The organism is Bacillus sp. SIMBA_005 (genome assembly GCF_046535585.1).
GTDB classification, from domain to species: Bacteria; Bacillota; Bacilli; order Bacillales; family Bacillaceae; genus Bacillus; species Bacillus pumilus.
Genome location: NZ_JAWRWI010000001.1, coordinates 207,706 through 223,629, shown reverse-complemented (window position 1 = coordinate 223,629; position 15,924 = coordinate 207,706). Strand labels below are relative to the sequence as shown.

At 41.1% G+C, this 15,924-nt stretch carries 16 protein-coding genes; 6 read left to right on the top strand and 10 right to left on the bottom strand.

Annotated elements, in window-relative coordinates; genetic code table 11:
* Position 1 precedes the first annotated feature (1 nt).
* A complete protein-coding gene (locus tag SB660_RS01260; protein WP_061407673.1) occupies positions 2–271 on the bottom strand; it encodes a UPF0223 family protein in 270 nt (89 codons plus the stop codon).
* A gap of 190 nt (positions 272–461) precedes the next feature.
* Between SB660_RS01260 and SB660_RS01255 the strand changes: the two genes are divergently transcribed.
* Complete coding sequence (locus SB660_RS01255) at positions 462–1,934, top strand: aminotransferase class I/II-fold pyridoxal phosphate-dependent enzyme (RefSeq protein WP_180309064.1); 1,473 nt, start codon at positions 462–464, stop codon at positions 1,932–1,934.
* Positions 1,935–1,978: 44 nt separating this feature from the next.
* Here the strand turns inward: SB660_RS01255 and SB660_RS01250 are convergent, their stop codons facing one another.
* A complete protein-coding gene (locus tag SB660_RS01250; protein WP_003212464.1) occupies positions 1,979–2,098 on the bottom strand; it encodes a GapA-binding peptide SR1P in 120 nt (39 codons plus the stop codon).
* Between the two features lie 316 nt (positions 2,099–2,414).
* Between SB660_RS01250 and SB660_RS01245 the strand changes: the two genes are divergently transcribed.
* Positions 2,415–2,795, top strand: a complete 381-nt coding sequence (locus SB660_RS01245; protein WP_223250645.1) for a hypothetical protein — start codon at positions 2,415–2,417, stop codon at positions 2,793–2,795.
* A gap of 118 nt (positions 2,796–2,913) precedes the next feature.
* Here SB660_RS01245 and lpdA read toward each other — a convergent pair whose 3' ends face one another.
* The 5 genes from lpdA to SB660_RS01220 form a co-directional block, all read right to left on the bottom strand.
* A complete protein-coding gene (lpdA, locus tag SB660_RS01240; protein WP_410581012.1) occupies positions 2,914–4,326 on the bottom strand; it encodes a dihydrolipoyl dehydrogenase in 1,413 nt (470 codons plus the stop codon).
* A gap of 4 nt (positions 4,327–4,330) precedes the next feature.
* On the bottom strand, positions 4,331–5,674 hold the full coding sequence (locus SB660_RS01235; RefSeq protein ID WP_061407668.1) for a dihydrolipoamide acetyltransferase family protein: 1,344 nt from the start codon (positions 5,672–5,674) through the stop codon (positions 4,331–4,333).
* 107 nt (positions 5,675–5,781) lie between these two features.
* A complete protein-coding gene (pdhB, locus tag SB660_RS01230; RefSeq protein ID WP_012009824.1) occupies positions 5,782–6,759 on the bottom strand; it encodes a pyruvate dehydrogenase complex E1 component subunit beta in 978 nt (325 codons plus the stop codon).
* 3 nt (positions 6,760–6,762) lie between these two features.
* The gene (gene pdhA / locus SB660_RS01225) at positions 6,763–7,878 is read right to left on the bottom strand and encodes a pyruvate dehydrogenase (acetyl-transferring) E1 component subunit alpha (RefSeq protein ID WP_007498599.1); all 1,116 of its coding nucleotides are present in this window, start codon (positions 7,876–7,878) and stop codon (positions 6,763–6,765) included.
* A 410-nt stretch (positions 7,879–8,288) separates the two neighbouring features.
* Positions 8,289–8,957 (bottom strand): YkyA family protein, encoded by a 669-nt coding sequence (locus SB660_RS01220; protein ID WP_410581009.1) that lies wholly within the window; start codon positions 8,955–8,957, stop codon positions 8,289–8,291.
* Positions 8,958–9,191: 234 nt separating this feature from the next.
* Here SB660_RS01220 and SB660_RS01215 point away from each other — a divergent pair, with 234 nt between their 5' ends.
* Both SB660_RS01215 and def read left to right on the top strand, forming a co-directional pair.
* Positions 9,192–9,377 (top strand): YjcZ family sporulation protein, encoded by a 186-nt coding sequence (locus SB660_RS01215; protein WP_151282361.1) that lies wholly within the window; start codon positions 9,192–9,194, stop codon positions 9,375–9,377.
* A gap of 111 nt (positions 9,378–9,488) precedes the next feature.
* Positions 9,489–10,046, top strand: coding sequence for a peptide deformylase (gene def / locus SB660_RS01210; protein ID WP_044142028.1), 558 nt, complete (start codon positions 9,489–9,491; stop codon positions 10,044–10,046).
* Positions 10,047–10,086: 40 nt separating this feature from the next.
* On the opposite strand, the gene SB660_RS01205 is transcribed toward def, so the two are convergent.
* A complete protein-coding gene (locus tag SB660_RS01205) occupies positions 10,087–10,866 on the bottom strand; it encodes a Cof-type HAD-IIB family hydrolase (protein ID WP_180309066.1) in 780 nt (259 codons plus the stop codon).
* Between the two features lie 395 nt (positions 10,867–11,261).
* Between SB660_RS01205 and SB660_RS01200 the strand changes: the two genes are divergently transcribed.
* Together SB660_RS01200 and rnjA are read left to right on the top strand one after the other, a co-directional pair.
* The gene (locus tag SB660_RS01200; RefSeq protein WP_058014087.1) at positions 11,262–11,471 is read left to right on the top strand and encodes a DNA-dependent RNA polymerase subunit epsilon; all 210 of its coding nucleotides are present in this window, start codon (positions 11,262–11,264) and stop codon (positions 11,469–11,471) included.
* A gap of 5 nt (positions 11,472–11,476) precedes the next feature.
* A complete protein-coding gene (rnjA, locus tag SB660_RS01195; protein ID WP_012009818.1) occupies positions 11,477–13,144 on the top strand; it encodes a ribonuclease J1 in 1,668 nt (555 codons plus the stop codon).
* A 99-nt stretch (positions 13,145–13,243) separates the two neighbouring features.
* Here rnjA and ade read toward each other — a convergent pair whose 3' ends face one another.
* Positions 13,244–14,974 (bottom strand): adenine deaminase, encoded by a 1,731-nt coding sequence (ade, locus tag SB660_RS01190; RefSeq protein WP_410581005.1) that lies wholly within the window; start codon positions 14,972–14,974, stop codon positions 13,244–13,246.
* Positions 14,975–15,235: 261 nt separating this feature from the next.
* Positions 15,236–15,904, bottom strand: a complete 669-nt coding sequence (locus SB660_RS01185; RefSeq protein WP_012009816.1) for a potassium channel family protein — start codon at positions 15,902–15,904, stop codon at positions 15,236–15,238.
* Positions 15,905–15,924 lie beyond the last annotated feature (20 nt).

Sequence of the window (15,924 nt, the reverse complement as noted above, 5' to 3'; positions counted from 1 at the left end):
CTTACATACGTATCATGGCGGACTCTTCTGCCTCTCTTGCCGTTTTCACTGCACGATAAGGAGAATACCCGCTTTCCTTTTCAAACGCTGCACAATGCGTCTTTTCTTCTGATTTTGATGGCACAATCTCTTTAAAGCGTTTATAAGTATTTAATAACTCCTGCTTCGCTATTCCTTTTTCATAGGCTTTTTCAACAGCTTGAAAAAACGAAATAACCGCAATCTTTTCCTCTGTCGTCCAGTCGACGTCCATTGGATATTGATATTCCATTTACTTGTCCCTCACTTTAACACTCATTTCTTATTTGAACTTTTATTATAGCATCTGTTCGATCAGAAACCGATTGATTTTATGCTTTACATTCCGATCAGTTCATAATATAATTCTTTTGTTTTATGCAATGAAATCTGTCGTTATTGGCACAATAATAGCAGGTATTTCGACGAAGGTGGGAAAGCAATTGTCACAACATGATACACCCTTATATACTGGACTAAAAAAACACGCAGCAACCAATCCAGTTCAATTTCACATTCCTGGCCATAAAAAAGGAGCTGGAATGGACCCTGAATTTAGAGCATTCATTGGCGACAATGCATTAAGCATTGATCTCATTAATATAGAACCTCTTGATGATTTACACTCACCTCGAGGAATGATAAAAGAAGCACAAGATTTAGCTGCTGAAGCCTTCGGTGCTGACCATACATTTTTCTGTATTCAAGGAACAAGCGGTGCCATCATGACAATGGTGATGACCGTATGCGGACCTGGAGATAAAATCATCGTTCCGCGTAACGTCCATAAATCGATTATGTCCGCGATTGTATTTTCTGGCGCAGTTCCTGTTTTTATTCATCCAGAAATAGACAAAGAGCTTGGCATCTCTCACGGCATTACACCAGAATCAGCGAAAAAAGCACTCACAGAGCATCCAGATGCAAAAGGTCTGCTTGTGATTAATCCGACGTATTTTGGCGTTTCAGCAGACTTAAAATCGATTGTAGACATTGCCCATTCATTTCATGTGCCTGTCCTTGTTGATGAAGCACACGGCGTGCATATTCATTTTCATGATAAGCTCCCGCTATCAGCCATGCAGGCAGGTGCCGACATGGCAGCAACAAGTGTTCATAAACTCGGCGGTTCCCTGACCCAGAGCTCTATTTTAAATATGAAGGAAGGGCTTATCTCAAAAGATCGCGTGCAATCGATTTTGAGCATGCTGACAACAACCTCTACTTCTTATTTGCTCTTGGCGTCACTTGATGTCGCTCGAAAGCGATTAGCCACTGAAGGAAAGGCACTTGCAGATGAAGCCATCCGATTAGCTGAATCAGCGAGAAACCGTTTGAATCAAATTGATGGCATTACGTGTATTGGTAAGGAAATACTCGGTTCAGCTTCTACGTACGATTATGATCCAACGAAATTAATTATTTCAATTAAAGACCTTGGTCTCAATGGCCATGATGTGGAAAAATGGCTGAGAGAAAGCTACCGGATTGAAGTGGAGCTTTCTGACCTTTACAACATTTTATGTATTGTGACCCCTGGTGATTCTGATGAAACAATCGATACGCTTATAATGGCTATGAAAGACATTGCTGCAGCCTCTAAAAGTGAGAGCGGCACACAAGCGGTAACTGAAGTCCTGCTTCCTGAGATTCCATCGCTTGCCATGACGCCGCGTGATGCCTTTTATGCCACAACTGAAGTGGTTCCGTTTAAAGAAGCAGCGGGCCGCATCATCGCAGAGTTTGTCATGGTGTACCCGCCAGGCATACCTATTTTTATACCAGGAGAGATTATCACAGAAGAAAATATCTCCTATATCTTTAAAAACATTGAAATTGGGCTCCCTGTCCAAGGACCAGAAGATTCAACGCTGGAAATGATCCGTGTCATTAAAGAACAGAAACCAATTTTATAAAAAAGAAACATGCAGCCCCAAATGGAGCTGCATGCTTTTTTTATTTATTCAGAGGCTTCATCACAGCAATGACAGTGACCACACGTTCCGTATAGTGTTGTCACTTTTTCATTTTCAAATTGATCAATGGTCTCATTGCAATCTTGACAAATAATTGTACCCACGTACATTCCCCTTTTCTTCATTCATGATTTGAAAGCGTTTAATCTATTTCATACTTCTATAATATGATGTCACATTTAAGTTGTCAACGGTTAATTGTATGGCACATTTAATTATTTTTTATGAATATGTGCTCTTTTCTTATCATATTGAGGGAACGTTTCAATTGTATTTTGCTTCATATCAATTCTGTAACAATTGAGTAACAATCGAAAATTGTCAAAAAGGACATGATACACTAGAGTGACTAACAGGTAACCAGCTCCTAAAAATGTTGGGACAACCCCAAAAGATTTTGAGGTGAATAGATTGAATTTTATGAGGACACTTCTCATTATATTCCCCATGCTCTTTGTACTTAGTTCATGCTCATTTGCGTATATCATACCGAATCAGACAGACCAAGTCAGTCATATTCAAAAACCAAGAATTCTCTTTTTTACAGATGCAGAAAATCTTGATAAAGAAAGTCCTTATTATGATGCAGTCCTCGATTTAAAGAATGAATACCCGAAGGAAATGTCAAAGATGATTGTGAAAGAAGATCGTAAAGGCTGGAAAAATGAAGTAGACGAATTGCCGGCTATTTTACTTGTAAATAATGAAAAAGTCATAGTGAAGGTTGAAGGAAATGTCAGCAGCAAAGAGGATATTTTATCGCCCTTATGCCACGCTTTAGACCGCGTGAATACAAATTAATGGTCTCACCTTGCACTTATATAATCCATATGAAAAAGCCCCTCATGAAATGAGGGGTTTTTCTCATGCAGCGCTCAAAAAAACCCTCTCCTTGATGGAAAGGGTTTTAATAAGTTCATTATTTTACGATATGGATTGGGCTTCCAATTGCTACTTCAGCCGTTTCCATTGTAATTTCACCTAAAGTTGGGTGAGCATGAATTGTCATTGCGATATCTTCAGCAGTCACTCCAGCTTCGATTGCAAGGCTTAGCTCTGAAATCATATCAGAAGCGCCAACACCTGCGATTTGTGCGCCAATCACAAGACCATCCTCTTTACGAGTGATCATCTTCATGAAGCCATCAGTTGCGTCAAGAGAAAGTGCACGTCCGTTTGCTGCGAATGGGAATTTCGCTGCAACGATGTCGATTCCTTCTTCTTTTGCTTCTGCTTCAGTGTATCCAACTGTTGCAAGTTCTGGCTCAGAGAATACAACAGCAGGAATACCAAGGTAATCAATTTCAGCTGGCTCTCCAGCGATTGCTTCAGCTGCAATTTTACCTTCGTAAGAAGCTTTGTGTGCTAGTGGTGGTCCATCAACGATGTCACCAATTGCATAGATGTTTGAAACGCTTGTACGGCATTGTTTGTCTGTTTTGACAACTCCGCGGTCAGTCAATTCAACACCAACTTGCTCAAGACCAAGCTCATCTGTGTTTGGACGACGACCAACAGTAACAAGTACGTAATCAGCATCAACTGTTTTTTCTTCACCTTTTACTTCGAACGTAACAGTGACACCATCAGATTTTTCTTCAACGCCTTTTGCAAGAGCGTTTGTATGGATTTCAACGTTTCCTTTTTTCTTCAGGTTACGTTTAACCAATGAGCTCATTTGCTTTTCGAAACCTGGAAGGATTTCGTCTCCACCTTCAAGGATGACAACTTCTGTTCCAAAGTTTGCATAAGCAGTACCAAGCTCAGTACCGATATATCCACCACCGATAACAACTAACTTCTTAGGTACTTCTTTAAGCGCTAAAGCACCAGTTGAGTTGATCACGCGGTCTGTGTATTTAAAAGTAGGCAATTCAATTGGACGAGATCCAGTTGCAAGAATTGCATTTTTGAAAGTGTAAGTCTGTGCTGAATTTTCATCCATTACACGTACAGAGTTGCTGTCTACGAAATAAGCTTCACCTTTAACGATGTCTACTTTATTTCCTTTAAGAAGACCTTGAACTCCACCTGTTAATTTGTTTACAACAGAAGCTTTCCACTCTTGAACTTTTGTGAAATCAACTGTTACGTTTTCAGCTTTGATACCCATGCCTTCAGAATGCTTAGCATTTTCAAAACGATGGCCAGCATTGATTAATGCTTTTGAAGGAATACAACCAACGTTTAGACATACACCGCCAAGTGTTCCTTTTTCAACGATTGTTACTTTTTGTCCAAGCTGTGCAGCACGAATAGCAGCTACATATCCACCAGGACCTGCACCGATGACAAGAGTATCTGTTTCGATTGGGAAATCTCCTACTACCATGACATTACGCCTCCATTAAAATTAATTGTGGATCATTCAATAAACGCTTGATGTGGTTAAGGGCATTTTGCGCAGTAGCTCCGTCAATCATACGGTGGTCAAAGCTTAGGGAAAGAGCTAAGACTGGAGCTGCAACGATTTCGCCATCACGAACAACCGCTTTTTCAGCGATACGGCCAATACCAAGGATCGCTACTTCTGGGTGGTTGATGACTGGAGTAAACCATTGTCCACCAGCAGAACCGATGTTTGTGATTGTGCAAGATGCACCTTTCATTTCAGCTGGAGCCAATTTACCATCACGTGCTTTTGTTGCAAGCTCGTTGATTTCGTTAGACACTTCGAAAATTGCTTTGCGATCTGCATTTTTCACAACTGGAACGAGCAAGCCTTTTTCAGTATCAGCTGCAATTCCGATGTTGTAGTAATGCTTTTGAACAACTTCATCTGTTTTATCATCGATAGAAGTGTTAAGTACTGGGTACTTTTTCAAAGCAGAAGTAAGAGCTTTTACAACGTAAGGCAAGTAAGTTAACTTGATTCCTTGATCAGCTGCAACTTGTTTGAATTGTTTACGATGAGCAACAAGGTTCGTTACATCAACTTCATCCATTAATGTTACGTGAGGAGCTGTATGCTTAGAGTTCACCATTGCTTTCGCGATCGCTTTGCGGATTCCGCTCATTTTCTCGCGAGTTTCTGGGAATTCTCCTTCAAGAACTGGAGCTGCTGCTGCCGCTTTAGGAGCTGCTTCTTCTTTCGCACTTTCAGCTGCTTGAGGCGCTGCTTCTTGAGCTGCAGAACCACCATTAACGAAGCTGTCGATATCTTCTTTTAACACACGTCCGTTTTTACCAGAACCTGCAACTTTGTAAATTTCAATGCCTTTTTCGCGAGCATATTTACGTACAGATGGCATAGCGATAACGCGTTTGTTTGGATCAGCATCTACTTGCTCTTGTGCGCCTGCACCAGTTGCTGCTGCCGCTTCTTCTTGTGCCACTTCTTTCTTCTCTGGCTCGTTACCAGCTTCAGCAGTACCTTGTACTTGAGCTTCAGTTTTTGCTTCGCCTTCTTCTTCGCTGCCTTTAAATTGAAGATTTTCGTAACCAGGTGCATCAAACGTAATGATTGTTTGTCCTACAGTTGCAACTGTTCCCTCTTCAACTTTTAATTCTAATACTTTTCCTTTAACAGGTGAAGGAATTTCTACAACTGCTTTATCGTTTTGTACCTCTGCTAAAACGTCATCTTCATTAATTTCGTCGTTTGGTTTTACAAACCACTTAACGATCTCACCTTCGTGGATACCTTCTCCGATGTCCGGAAGTTTAAATTCAAATGCCACTGTTTTTCGCCTCCTAGATTTTGTTGAATCCTTGTTGTGTATGTTTACACGGTCTTGTAATTGATAAAGGGGAAGAGAAATAAATTCTTTTCCCCTCAGTCATTTAATTAAAATTCAAGAACTTTCTTAGCTGTTTCAAGCACGTCTTTATGGTTTGGAAGCCATACACTCTCAGCTTGAGAGAAAGCAAATACAGTATCAGGTGCAGCTACACGAAGTACTGGTGCTTCTAGGCTAAGGATTGCTCTGTCATTGATTTCAGCTACTACGTTTGCAGCAATACCAGCTTGTTTTTGTGCTTCTTGAACAACGATCGCACGACCTGTTTTTTCAACAGAAGCGATGATTGTTTCAATATCAAGCGGGCTTACTGTACGAAGGTCGATTACTTCAGCAGAAACGCCTTCTTTTTCAAGCTCTTCAGCAGCTTTAAGTGATTCGTGAACCATTGCACCGTAAGTGATGATTGAAAGGTCAGAACCTTCACGTTTCACGTCAGCTTTACCGATTTCAATTGTGTACTCTTCTTCAGGAACTTCCTGACGGAAAGAGCGATAAAGTTTCATATGCTCAAGGAATACAACCGGATCATTGTCGCGGATTGCAGAAATTAATAGTCCTTTTGCATCGTAAGGTGTTGAAGGAATAACCACCTTGATACCAGGCTGTTGTGCGATAAGACCTTCTAAGCTGTCAGCGTGAAGCTCAGGTGTGTGAACTCCCCCACCGAATGGAGAACGGATTGTCACTGGAGAATGCCAGCGTCCGCCAGAACGGTAACGCATACGAGCCATTTGTCCAGAAACAGAATCTAATACTTCGTAAACGAATCCGAAGAATTGAATTTCCATTACTGGGCGGAATTCTTGTAGTCCAAGGCCAATTGCAAGACCGCCAATACCAGATTCAGCAAGTGGTGTATCGAATACACGATCCTCACCAAACTCTTTTTGCAATCCTTCAGTCGCACGGAATACGCCGCCGTTTTTACCAACGTCTTCTCCGAAAACGAGAACGTTTTCGTCATTTTTCAGTTCTGTGCGTAACGCATCAGTGATCGCTTGAATCATTGTCATTTGCGCCATGGCTTACTTCGACTCCTTCTGTTTGTAAATTTCAAGCTGTTCAACTAAGTTGAATGGTTTTACATCGTACATGTTTTCAATCAAGTCAGTGACTTTTTGCTTAGGCTGTTCGTCAGCTTCTTTGATCGCTTGTTTGATTTGTTCTTTTGCATCTTCGATGACTTTATTCTCTTCTTCTTCAGACCATAGGCCTTTGTTTTCCAAGAATTTGCGGTAGCGTACCAATGGATCTTTTTGCTCCCACTCGTTTTCATCTTCTTTTGTACGATATCTTGTTGGATCGTCACCAGCCATTGTATGTGGGCCGTAACGGAATGTAAGAGTTTCGATTAATGTTGGACCTTCGCCATTAACAGCACGCTCACGAGCTTCAGCAGTTGCTGCATATACAGCTAATGCATCCATACCGTCAACTTGTACGCCTACGATACCAGCTGCAGCCGCTTTTTGTGCAATTGTTTGCGCAGCAGATTGCTTCTCAACAGGAGTAGAGATCGCATATCTGTTGTTTTGGACAACAAAAATCGCTGGCGCTTTGTAAGCCCCTGCAAAGTTAATACCTTCGTAGAAATCACCTTGTGAAGCTCCGCCATCACCAGTGTAAGTGATTGCAACAGCATTTTTACCGCGCTTTTTCAAACCAAGAGCTACACCAGCAGCTTGAATGATTTGTGCACCGATAATGATTTGTGGTGAAAGTGCATTCACATCTTCAGGCATTTGGTTACCAACAAAGTGTCCACGAGAGAACAAGAACGCTTTTGTTAATGGAAGGCCATGCCAGATTAATTGTGGTACATCACGATATCCTGGAAGAATGAAATCTTCTTTCTCAAGTGCAAAGTGAGTTGCAAGCTGAGAAGCCTCTTGTCCAGCTGTTGGCGCATAGAAGCCAAGACGTCCTTGACGGTTCAATGAAATTGAACGTTGATCTAATACTCGTGTAAACACCATACGGCGCATTAATTCTTTTAATTGGTCATCTGAGAGATCCGGCATTGCCGCTTCGTTTACGACTTCGCCTTTTTCGTTTAAAATTTGAAACGTTTCAAACTGCTTTTTGATGGCATCAAATTGCTTTTTGCTATCAACAATTGCTTTTTTTGTTTTTGCAGCCATTCTAAAGTCACCTCTTCCTTTCTTTTAACAGTCAATTTGTCGTGAATCCATTTATACATACAGATATAGGATAACCCAAAATACGCATATGACTCCTGTATATAATAGCCACTGGGATCGTTGTCGAAACATTGAATGATCACTCGTTTTTGAGTTCTTCTAACTGTATTAACGATAGTTCACAAATAACTAATACAACTTCTGTTAACAAGGACTAGTTTACAACAAGAAAAATAGTCCGTCAATTGATTTAACGGCTTTATTTAAATAAATGTATTCGCTTTACTTTTTATGGTGAGCTGTATCAATCTGTTTAACAAACAACTCTAACTGTACTAGTATAGAGTGTACTACTGTACTACAATAGAAAATGTTTGTTTTTGTCGAAAAATAAAAAAAGAGCTGTTTTTTCAGCTCTCTTTGGACTCTTGATCTGCCGCTTCAGACAAAGCCTGTTTATGCTCATTCAATTGCTTTGTATATTGATTGAACTTTTTACCTTCTTTTCTGACTTTGCTATAAGAACGGTTCACTGTCTTCAACTTGGATTTCAGCTCTTTATATCCTAAGTCCTTCTTTTTTAAAGATTGATACAAATGCTGATCTTGTTTCAGCGCCTTTTGATATTCCTTGTAAAGCTGGTCATACGACGCATATCTTTTCTCGAGCGATTTGACCGTTTCATCTGCTTTTTCTTTTAAATCCGTATCTTGTATACGTCCCGCAGATTCTTTGACCGTTTTCAATTCTTTTTTCGATTCATCCATACTGTCTTTTTCTGTTTTCAAATGTTCTTCTCGTTTCGCTGCAGATGCTAACGCCTGATCAGAAAGGCTTGACACTGTTTTTGTGTGATCCTTTGTGGTTTGAATCATTTTTATATAGAGCTGCTGTTCTTTTTTCTCATAGCTTTGCAGTGTGCCTTGCTCTTTTTCAAAAGACGCCTCTTTTTCGCTCATTTTCGTCATCGCATCTTGCATGTCATGAAATGAACTTTGACCTCCGCATCCCGTCAGCAAAAGGGTACATATCCCCGCTAAAGCAGCACCTGCTTTCATGCTTCTTCTTATTTGTTTCATCACAAGGTTCCCCCTTTATATCTCCACATACAACTATAATTTTTATAGGCGTTTGTGACAAGGAAAGAGGTCATTATGATGAGCAGAAGAAGATTTTTTTCAAGTGATAGGCGCATGACTATACAAATAGTGCATTCATACATAGTTTATATTACACGCTTCGCCTTCACTTATGAGAGGCCGAGTGTATTTCCAAAGGAGGTCAAAAGTATGTCTAATTATAGTCATGGAAGTATGTATGGTGGATACGGCGGTTACGGGTATGGATACGGTGGCGGATATGGTGGTGGCTGTTGTTACCCAAGTTATGGCGGTGGTTACGGATACGGTGGAGGACGCACATTCGCTTTAATCGTTGTCCTTTTCATCCTATTAATCATCGTTGGCGCAGCATTCTTAGGCGGCGGTGGCTGTTGCTAATGGCTGTTTAAGCCTCTGACCGGTCTCATAGACCGGTCTTCTTTATTTCATTGCATATGTTGTGTAACATTTTATATACTTTACATACAAAGGAAATAGGAGTGAAGATTTGTGATTACCATGGAAGATATCGTACGGGACGGACATCCCGTCTTAAGACAAACAGCTGAAGCGGTCGAGCTCCCGCCGACAGAAGAGGAAAAACAGCAATTAGCTGACATGATTGAATTCGTCAAAAATAGTCAAGATGCTGACTTGGCTGAAAAGTATGGACTCAGACCTGGCGTTGGACTCGCGGCTCCGCAAATTAATGTCAGTAAGCGAATGATCGCTGTTCACTGTGAGGATGAAGATGGAGAGGAATACAGCTATGCCCTTTTCAACCCGCGCATTGTCAGTCATTCCGTCAAAAGAGCTTATTTAACGACAGGTGAAGGCTGCTTATCTGTTGATGAAGCCATTCCTGGATTTGTCCCGCGATATCAAAAGATCAGGGTGAAGGCCACAACGCTTGAAGGAGAAGACATTGATATTCGCCTAAAAGGGTTTCCAGCCATTGTATTTCAGCATGAAATCGACCATTTAAACGGCATTATGTTTTATGATCATATTCAAAAGGATCAGCCATTCGCTGAGCCAGACAACTCTGTTGCGATCGGCAGATCATAAATTAAAAAGAAGACCCAATAACCTCAGGGTCTTCTTTTTTTTATTCTTCAATCAAGCCAAGATGGGTCACTGCATAGAAAATGCCGTCTTCATCTACTGGCTTTGTCACAAAATCAGCCAAATCTTTTAGTTCATTCACAGCATTTCCCATGGCGACACCTGTACCAGCAAACGAAATCATCTCTCGATCGTTCAGACCGTCTCCAAAGGCAACGGTATCCTTTTGCTCGTAAGGCAGTCTTTCGATAACTCGTTTAATGCCTTCAGCTTTCGAACCGCCCTTTGGCAAGACATCTGTTGACAACTCGTGCCACCTGACAAGATCAATTTCTTCGCGGAACGCCTCGTATTGGACTTCCTCTTCTGCCTTACAGAATAACAGCATTTGAAAAATCTCGTTTTCTTTAAAGTAAGACAAATCATGTTCAGGATGCTCTGTTTTTAAAGTCCCAATCCCCTCATGGATAAACGGATGATTTGGCACAGAAGCCTTCATCGCTTTTTCCCCCATGAAAACAAGCGGATGATCATGACGATCTGCCGTTTCATAAATTTTCTCCATCAGCTCCAGTTTAAGCGGATTGCCGTAAATGACTTCTCCCTCATACATGACATACTGACCGTTATAAGCAATAAAGGAGTCAAGCCCTAATTCCCCTAAAATAGGCTTAATTAAAAAAGGTGAACGCCCAGATGCAATGAAGAGGTGATGGCCTTTTTCTTTTAATAAACGAACTGCTCTCTTCGTTGATTCAGGTATTTTTTTATCATGATCATATAAAGTACCGTCGATATCAAAGAAGATGACTTTTTTATTCATATCCCGTCTCCTGTCTCTTGTTATGTATACCCTCTCCCTTTCATCATACAGAAAGATTTCTGCTTTCGAAACCACTTCCGATGAAAACGCCCATTTCCCACATATAACCATGTAACATTCATTGGAAACGTCATATAATACAAGTATAAAGAGAGAACGGAATACAAGGTCTAATCTCACTTCAATTCGAAAGGAGGCGACCTGCGATGCTTCGTCGTCTGCGCAAGAAAATTAGAAGACAATGGAAGGACATGCTTCGTAAAAAATCGATCGCTTAAAAGGATCTTCCGCACATTTGCTGAGGGTCCTTTTTTCTCAGAGACTTTTCTTATGCGCGTTTTTTTAATATAATAGAAATAGCGAGTGTAACATACGGTATTTAAGGAGAGATTTGGATGATATATAAGGTATTTTTTCAGGCAACTACTACTGAGGTACCTGTAAGAGAACACACAGATTCACTATACGTTGAAGCAGTTTCTGAAAGAGACGTACGCGATAAGTTGAAAAAACATAGCTACAACATTGAATTCATTCAGCCTGTAGACGGTGCTTTTTTAGACTATGAACGAGAAAGTGAAAATTTTAAAGTATTGGAGCTATGAGAGGAATGAAATTTGTAAAAAACGATCAGGCGGCAGTTTTTGCGCTCGGCGGTTTAGGCGAGATCGGTAAAAACACGTATGGCGTTCAATTTCAAGATGAAATCATTTTAATTGATGCTGGTATTAAGTTCCCTGAAGATGAGCTTCTTGGAATTGACTACGTCATCCCTGACTATACGTACTTAGTTAAAAACGAAGATAAAATCAAAGGTCTTTTCATCACTCACGGACATGAAGACCACATCGGCGGTATCCCTTACCTTCTCAAGCAAGTGAATATTCCAGTTTACGGCGGCAAACTCGCAATCGGCCTACTTCGTAATAAATTGGAAGAGCATGGTCTCTTGAGACAGACAAAACTTCACATTTTTGAAGAAGAAGATACCATTAAATTTAGAAAAACAGCTGTGTCTTTCTTTAGAACAACACACAGTATTCCAGATTCTTATGGAATTGTCGTGAAGACACCTCCTGGTAACATCGTACATACAGGTGATTTCAAGTTTGACTTTACGCCTGTTGGCGAGCCTGCCAACTTAACAAAAATGGCTGAAATCGGGAAAGAAGGCGTTCTATGTCTTTTATCCGATAGTACAAACAGTGAAATTCCAGAATTTACGATGTCTGAAAGACGCGTAGGTGAAAGCATTGATGACATCTTTAGAAAAGTCGACGGCCGTATCATCTTTGCTACGTTTGCTTCAAACATTCACAGACTTCAGCAAGTGATCGAGTCCGCTGTTGCCAATGGCCGAAAAGTTGCGGTGTTTGGACGCAGTATGGAATCTGCCATTGATATTGGACAAGATCTTGGGTACATTAAATGTCCAAAAAACACGTTCATTGAACATAATGAAATCAACCGTCTACCAGCAAACAAAGTGACGATTCTTTGTACTGGGAGCCAAGGTGAGCCGATGGCTGCTCTTTCTCGTATTGCAAACGGCACTCACCGCCAGATTTCGATTAATCCTGGAGACACTGTTGTCTTCTCATCTTCACCGATTCCGGGTAACAATATTAGTGTAAGCCGCACCATTAACCAGCTGTACCGTGCTGGCGCTGAGGTCATTCATGGCTCACTTAATAATATTCATACATCTGGTCACGGCGGACAAGAAGAACAAAAGCTGATGCTCCGTTTAATTAAACCAAAATTCTTTATGCCGATTCACGGTGAATACCGCATGCAAAAAACGCATATTAAACTGGCGAATGATTGCGGAATTCCTGAGGAAAACTGCTTTATCATGGATAATGGTGAAGTTCTTGCACTAAAAGGTGACGAAGCAAGTGTCGCTGGCAAAATTCCTTCAGGTAACGTATATATCGACGGAAGCGGAATTGGCGATATCGGGAATATCGTCTTAAGAGACCGCCGCATTCTTTCAGAAGAAGGTCTTGTCATTGTAGTCGTCAGCATGGACATGAAAGAATTCAAAATCTCTGCTGGTCCTGATCTCATCTCAAGAGGCTTTGTCTACATGAGAGAATCTGGCGACCTCATTAACGACGCACAAGATCTCATTTCAAAGCATCTTGAAAAAGTAATGGAACGTAAGACAACTCAGTGGTCTGAAATTAAGAACGAAATTACGGACACACTTGCTCCTTTCCTTTACGAAAAAACAAGACGCCGCCCAATGATCTTACCGATTATTATGGAAGTGTAATCAAAAAAGAGACACAAGCCGACTGGCTGTGTCTCTTTTTTTCATCAAGTATTAAAAAAAGCCGCATATATACATCGTACACATACGGTTTCTCACTTTTTATGATTGAATTGGGAGGTGCTGAAAGCTTCTGACATCAAACAAGCCCTTTGTCGTCATTTTCACATCAGGAATGACTGGAAGTGCCAAGAAGGACAGCGTCAAAAACGGATTAAAGTCTAAGGAAAAACCAGTTTCTTTTAGCGCTTCATGAAGTGTATGAAGGCTTTCATTGACGAGATGTGCCGGCTGATCTGACAACAAACCAGAGATTGGTAATGGCAGCGTATGAAGTGACTGCCCTTCTTTCACAACAGTCAAACCGCCGCCTGCTTCTTTTAACGCCTCAATCGCTTTGATGATATCAGCATCATTTGTACCAACTGCAATTAAGTTATGTGAATCATGTGCAACTGTTGTTGCAATGGCGCCCTGTTTGATGCCGAAGCCGCTGACAATCCCTACGCCCATTTCAGATAAACCTTGATGACGTTCAACAAGCACCATTTTCAATACATCTCTGCCTGTATCACTTGTAAATTGTCCGTTCATTTCTGAAGGAGAGACTTGTTCTAACTTTGTTTCAAGCTGATTCGGAATAATACGGATGACATTCATAGGTTGATCGCTTGTGATAGGTAGTGCAATGTCTTCCTTTTGAACATCTACGGCATGAACAGATTGTAATAATGCTGGGCTCGGTGCGATCTTTTCGACACTCGGCTTATACTCTCCGTTCTGTGCAACCAATCGACCTGCGATAAATACACTTGTAATGTCTACATGATGAAAGTCTGAGACAAGCATAAAATCAGCATCATAGCCTGGTGCAATGGCTCCCTTTGTTTTAAGACCAAAACACTCTGCGGCATTTAAGCTTCCCATTTGATAGGCTAAAAATGGATCTAAGCCTTCTTTTATGGACATCCGTACTTGCTCGTCAATACTTCCCTGTGCCATTAAATCATCCAAATGTTTATCATCTGTACAAAAGAAAAAGCGTCTCGCATTCTTCTCATTCACTGCGGGTAAAACATTTTTCACGTTTTTGGCAACAGATCCTTCTCTCAGCATCACATACATGCCTCTTTTCACACGCTCAAGGGCTTCCTGTGCTGTTGTCACCTCATGGTCTGTTTGGACACTCGCTGTCCGGTAGACGTTGATTAATCGATCTGTTAAGCCTGCTAGATGGCCATCAATCAGTTTATTCTCGTTTTGAGCATCAAGCAGCTTTTGAAGCATATCTTCTTCTGCCTGCTCCACACCAACATAGTCCATCACCTCAGCAAGACCAAGCACTTCCTTTTCTTGATAAAGAGGCTTTAAATCTTGCGCTTTTAACGTAGCACCTGATCGTTCAAAACTGACTGCCGGTACACAAGATGGCAGCATGAAATAAATATGTAAGGCAGCTTTCCTCGCTTCTTCCAGCATAAAACGGATGCCTGTTATACCTGACACATTGGCGATTTCATGCGGATCTGTTACGACAGTTGTCACGCCGTGAGGAACGACAGCTTTGGAGAATTCAGCAGGGGTCACCATAGAAGACTCGATATGAACGTGGCCATCAATAAAACCAGGCACAAGCATTTGACCTGATGCATCTAGCTCCCGTTCTCCCTCGTACTCTCCTATCCCAACGATTTGTCCATTTTCAACAGCGACATCTGCGTCTATCCATTCCTGGTTAAACACATCCATGACTTTCGCATGTTTAATCACGAGGGCTGCTTTTTTTCTCTTTGCTGCTACCTCAATTTGATGTCTGAAAAGCTCCTTATCCAACGACACTGCCTCCTCCAAGTAAACAATATAATGTTTCTTATCGTAAACGAATCTGTTTCCCCAGTCAATGACATTTAGAGAAAATCAACCATATCAAAACACTGATTTTTATTTCTGAATAGTGATAATTGCATGAAAAATATCAAGGCTTATTTTTGCGGTTATACAGAACAACGCAGCCCTTTTCAGTGTCTATTTCCATCTCAATGTCCACCTGTCATGAACACATTCATATAAAAAAACACCCCGTCATCGGAGTGTTTAATAATCGTTCTGCATTTCTCGTTTTTCAAAGCGTCCTATATCGGCTACTGCCCCAATGACAATGAGGATATCTTCTTTTTGAATCATTTCATCAGCCAGCGGGGAAACAATGACTTCCTTTCCGCGCTTAATCGCAACAATATTGATACCGTATCTTGCCCTAATATCAAGATCTAAAAGAGAATGCCCTGCAAGCCTGTTGTTTGCAACAATCTCAATCAGGCTGTACTCATCTGACAGCTCAAGGTAATCAAGCACGTTATTTGAAATGATTTTATGTGCAATCCGTCTCCCCATATCTCGCTCTGGATGAACGACGCGATCCGCTCCAATTTTGTTGAGCACCTTTTCATGGTAATCATTTTGCGCTTTCACAGTGACCATTTTGACGCCAAGCTCTTTCAGCATAATCGTTGTTAAAATACTTGCCTGAATGTTTTCGCCAATTGCAACGATGACATGATCAAAATTGCGAATACCAAGATTTTTTAAAACGTTTTCGTCCGTCGAATCACCAATCACCGCATGTGAGGCGATTTTCGCGTACTCGTTTACTCGATCTTCATTCATATCCATTGCCATGACTTCAAGTCCTTCTTCGCTCAGCGCCTTGCAAATACTTCCACCAAAGCGTCCAAGACCAATGACTGCATATTCCTTTTTCATGTTCAGACTCCTTTTATCTC

What these genes read in the sequence shown, in the direction of transcription:
- pdhB (WP_012009824.1), bottom strand. Translation starts at nt 6,759, where the DNA reads ATGGCGCAAATGACAATGATTCAAGCGATCACTGATGCGTTACGCACA.
- SB660_RS01215 (WP_151282361.1), top strand. Translation starts at nt 9,192, where the DNA reads ATGTATGGTGGATACGGCGGTTACGGGTATGGATACGGTGGCGGATAT.
- SB660_RS01205 (WP_180309066.1), bottom strand. Translation starts at nt 10,866, where the DNA reads ATGAATAAAAAAGTCATCTTCTTTGATATCGACGGTACTTTATATGAT.
- SB660_RS01185 (WP_012009816.1), bottom strand. Translation starts at nt 15,904, where the DNA reads ATGAAAAAGGAATATGCAGTCATTGGTCTTGGACGCTTTGGTGGAAGT.
- pdhA (WP_007498599.1), bottom strand. Translation starts at nt 7,878, where the DNA reads ATGGCTGCAAAAACAAAAAAAGCAATTGTTGATAGCAAAAAGCAATTT.
- SB660_RS01260 (WP_061407673.1), bottom strand. Translation starts at nt 271, where the DNA reads ATGGAATATCAATATCCAATGGACGTCGACTGGACGACAGAGGAAAAG.
- lpdA (WP_410581012.1), bottom strand. Translation starts at nt 4,326, where the DNA reads ATGGTAGTAGGAGATTTCCCAATCGAAACAGATACTCTTGTCATCGGT.
- SB660_RS01220 (WP_410581009.1), bottom strand. Translation starts at nt 8,957, where the DNA reads ATGAAACAAATAAGAAGAAGCATGAAAGCAGGTGCTGCTTTAGCGGGG.
- rnjA (WP_012009818.1), top strand. Translation starts at nt 11,477, where the DNA reads ATGAAATTTGTAAAAAACGATCAGGCGGCAGTTTTTGCGCTCGGCGGT.
- SB660_RS01245 (WP_223250645.1), top strand. Translation starts at nt 2,415, where the DNA reads ATGAGGACACTTCTCATTATATTCCCCATGCTCTTTGTACTTAGTTCA.
- SB660_RS01200 (WP_058014087.1), top strand. Translation starts at nt 11,262, where the DNA reads ATGATATATAAGGTATTTTTTCAGGCAACTACTACTGAGGTACCTGTA.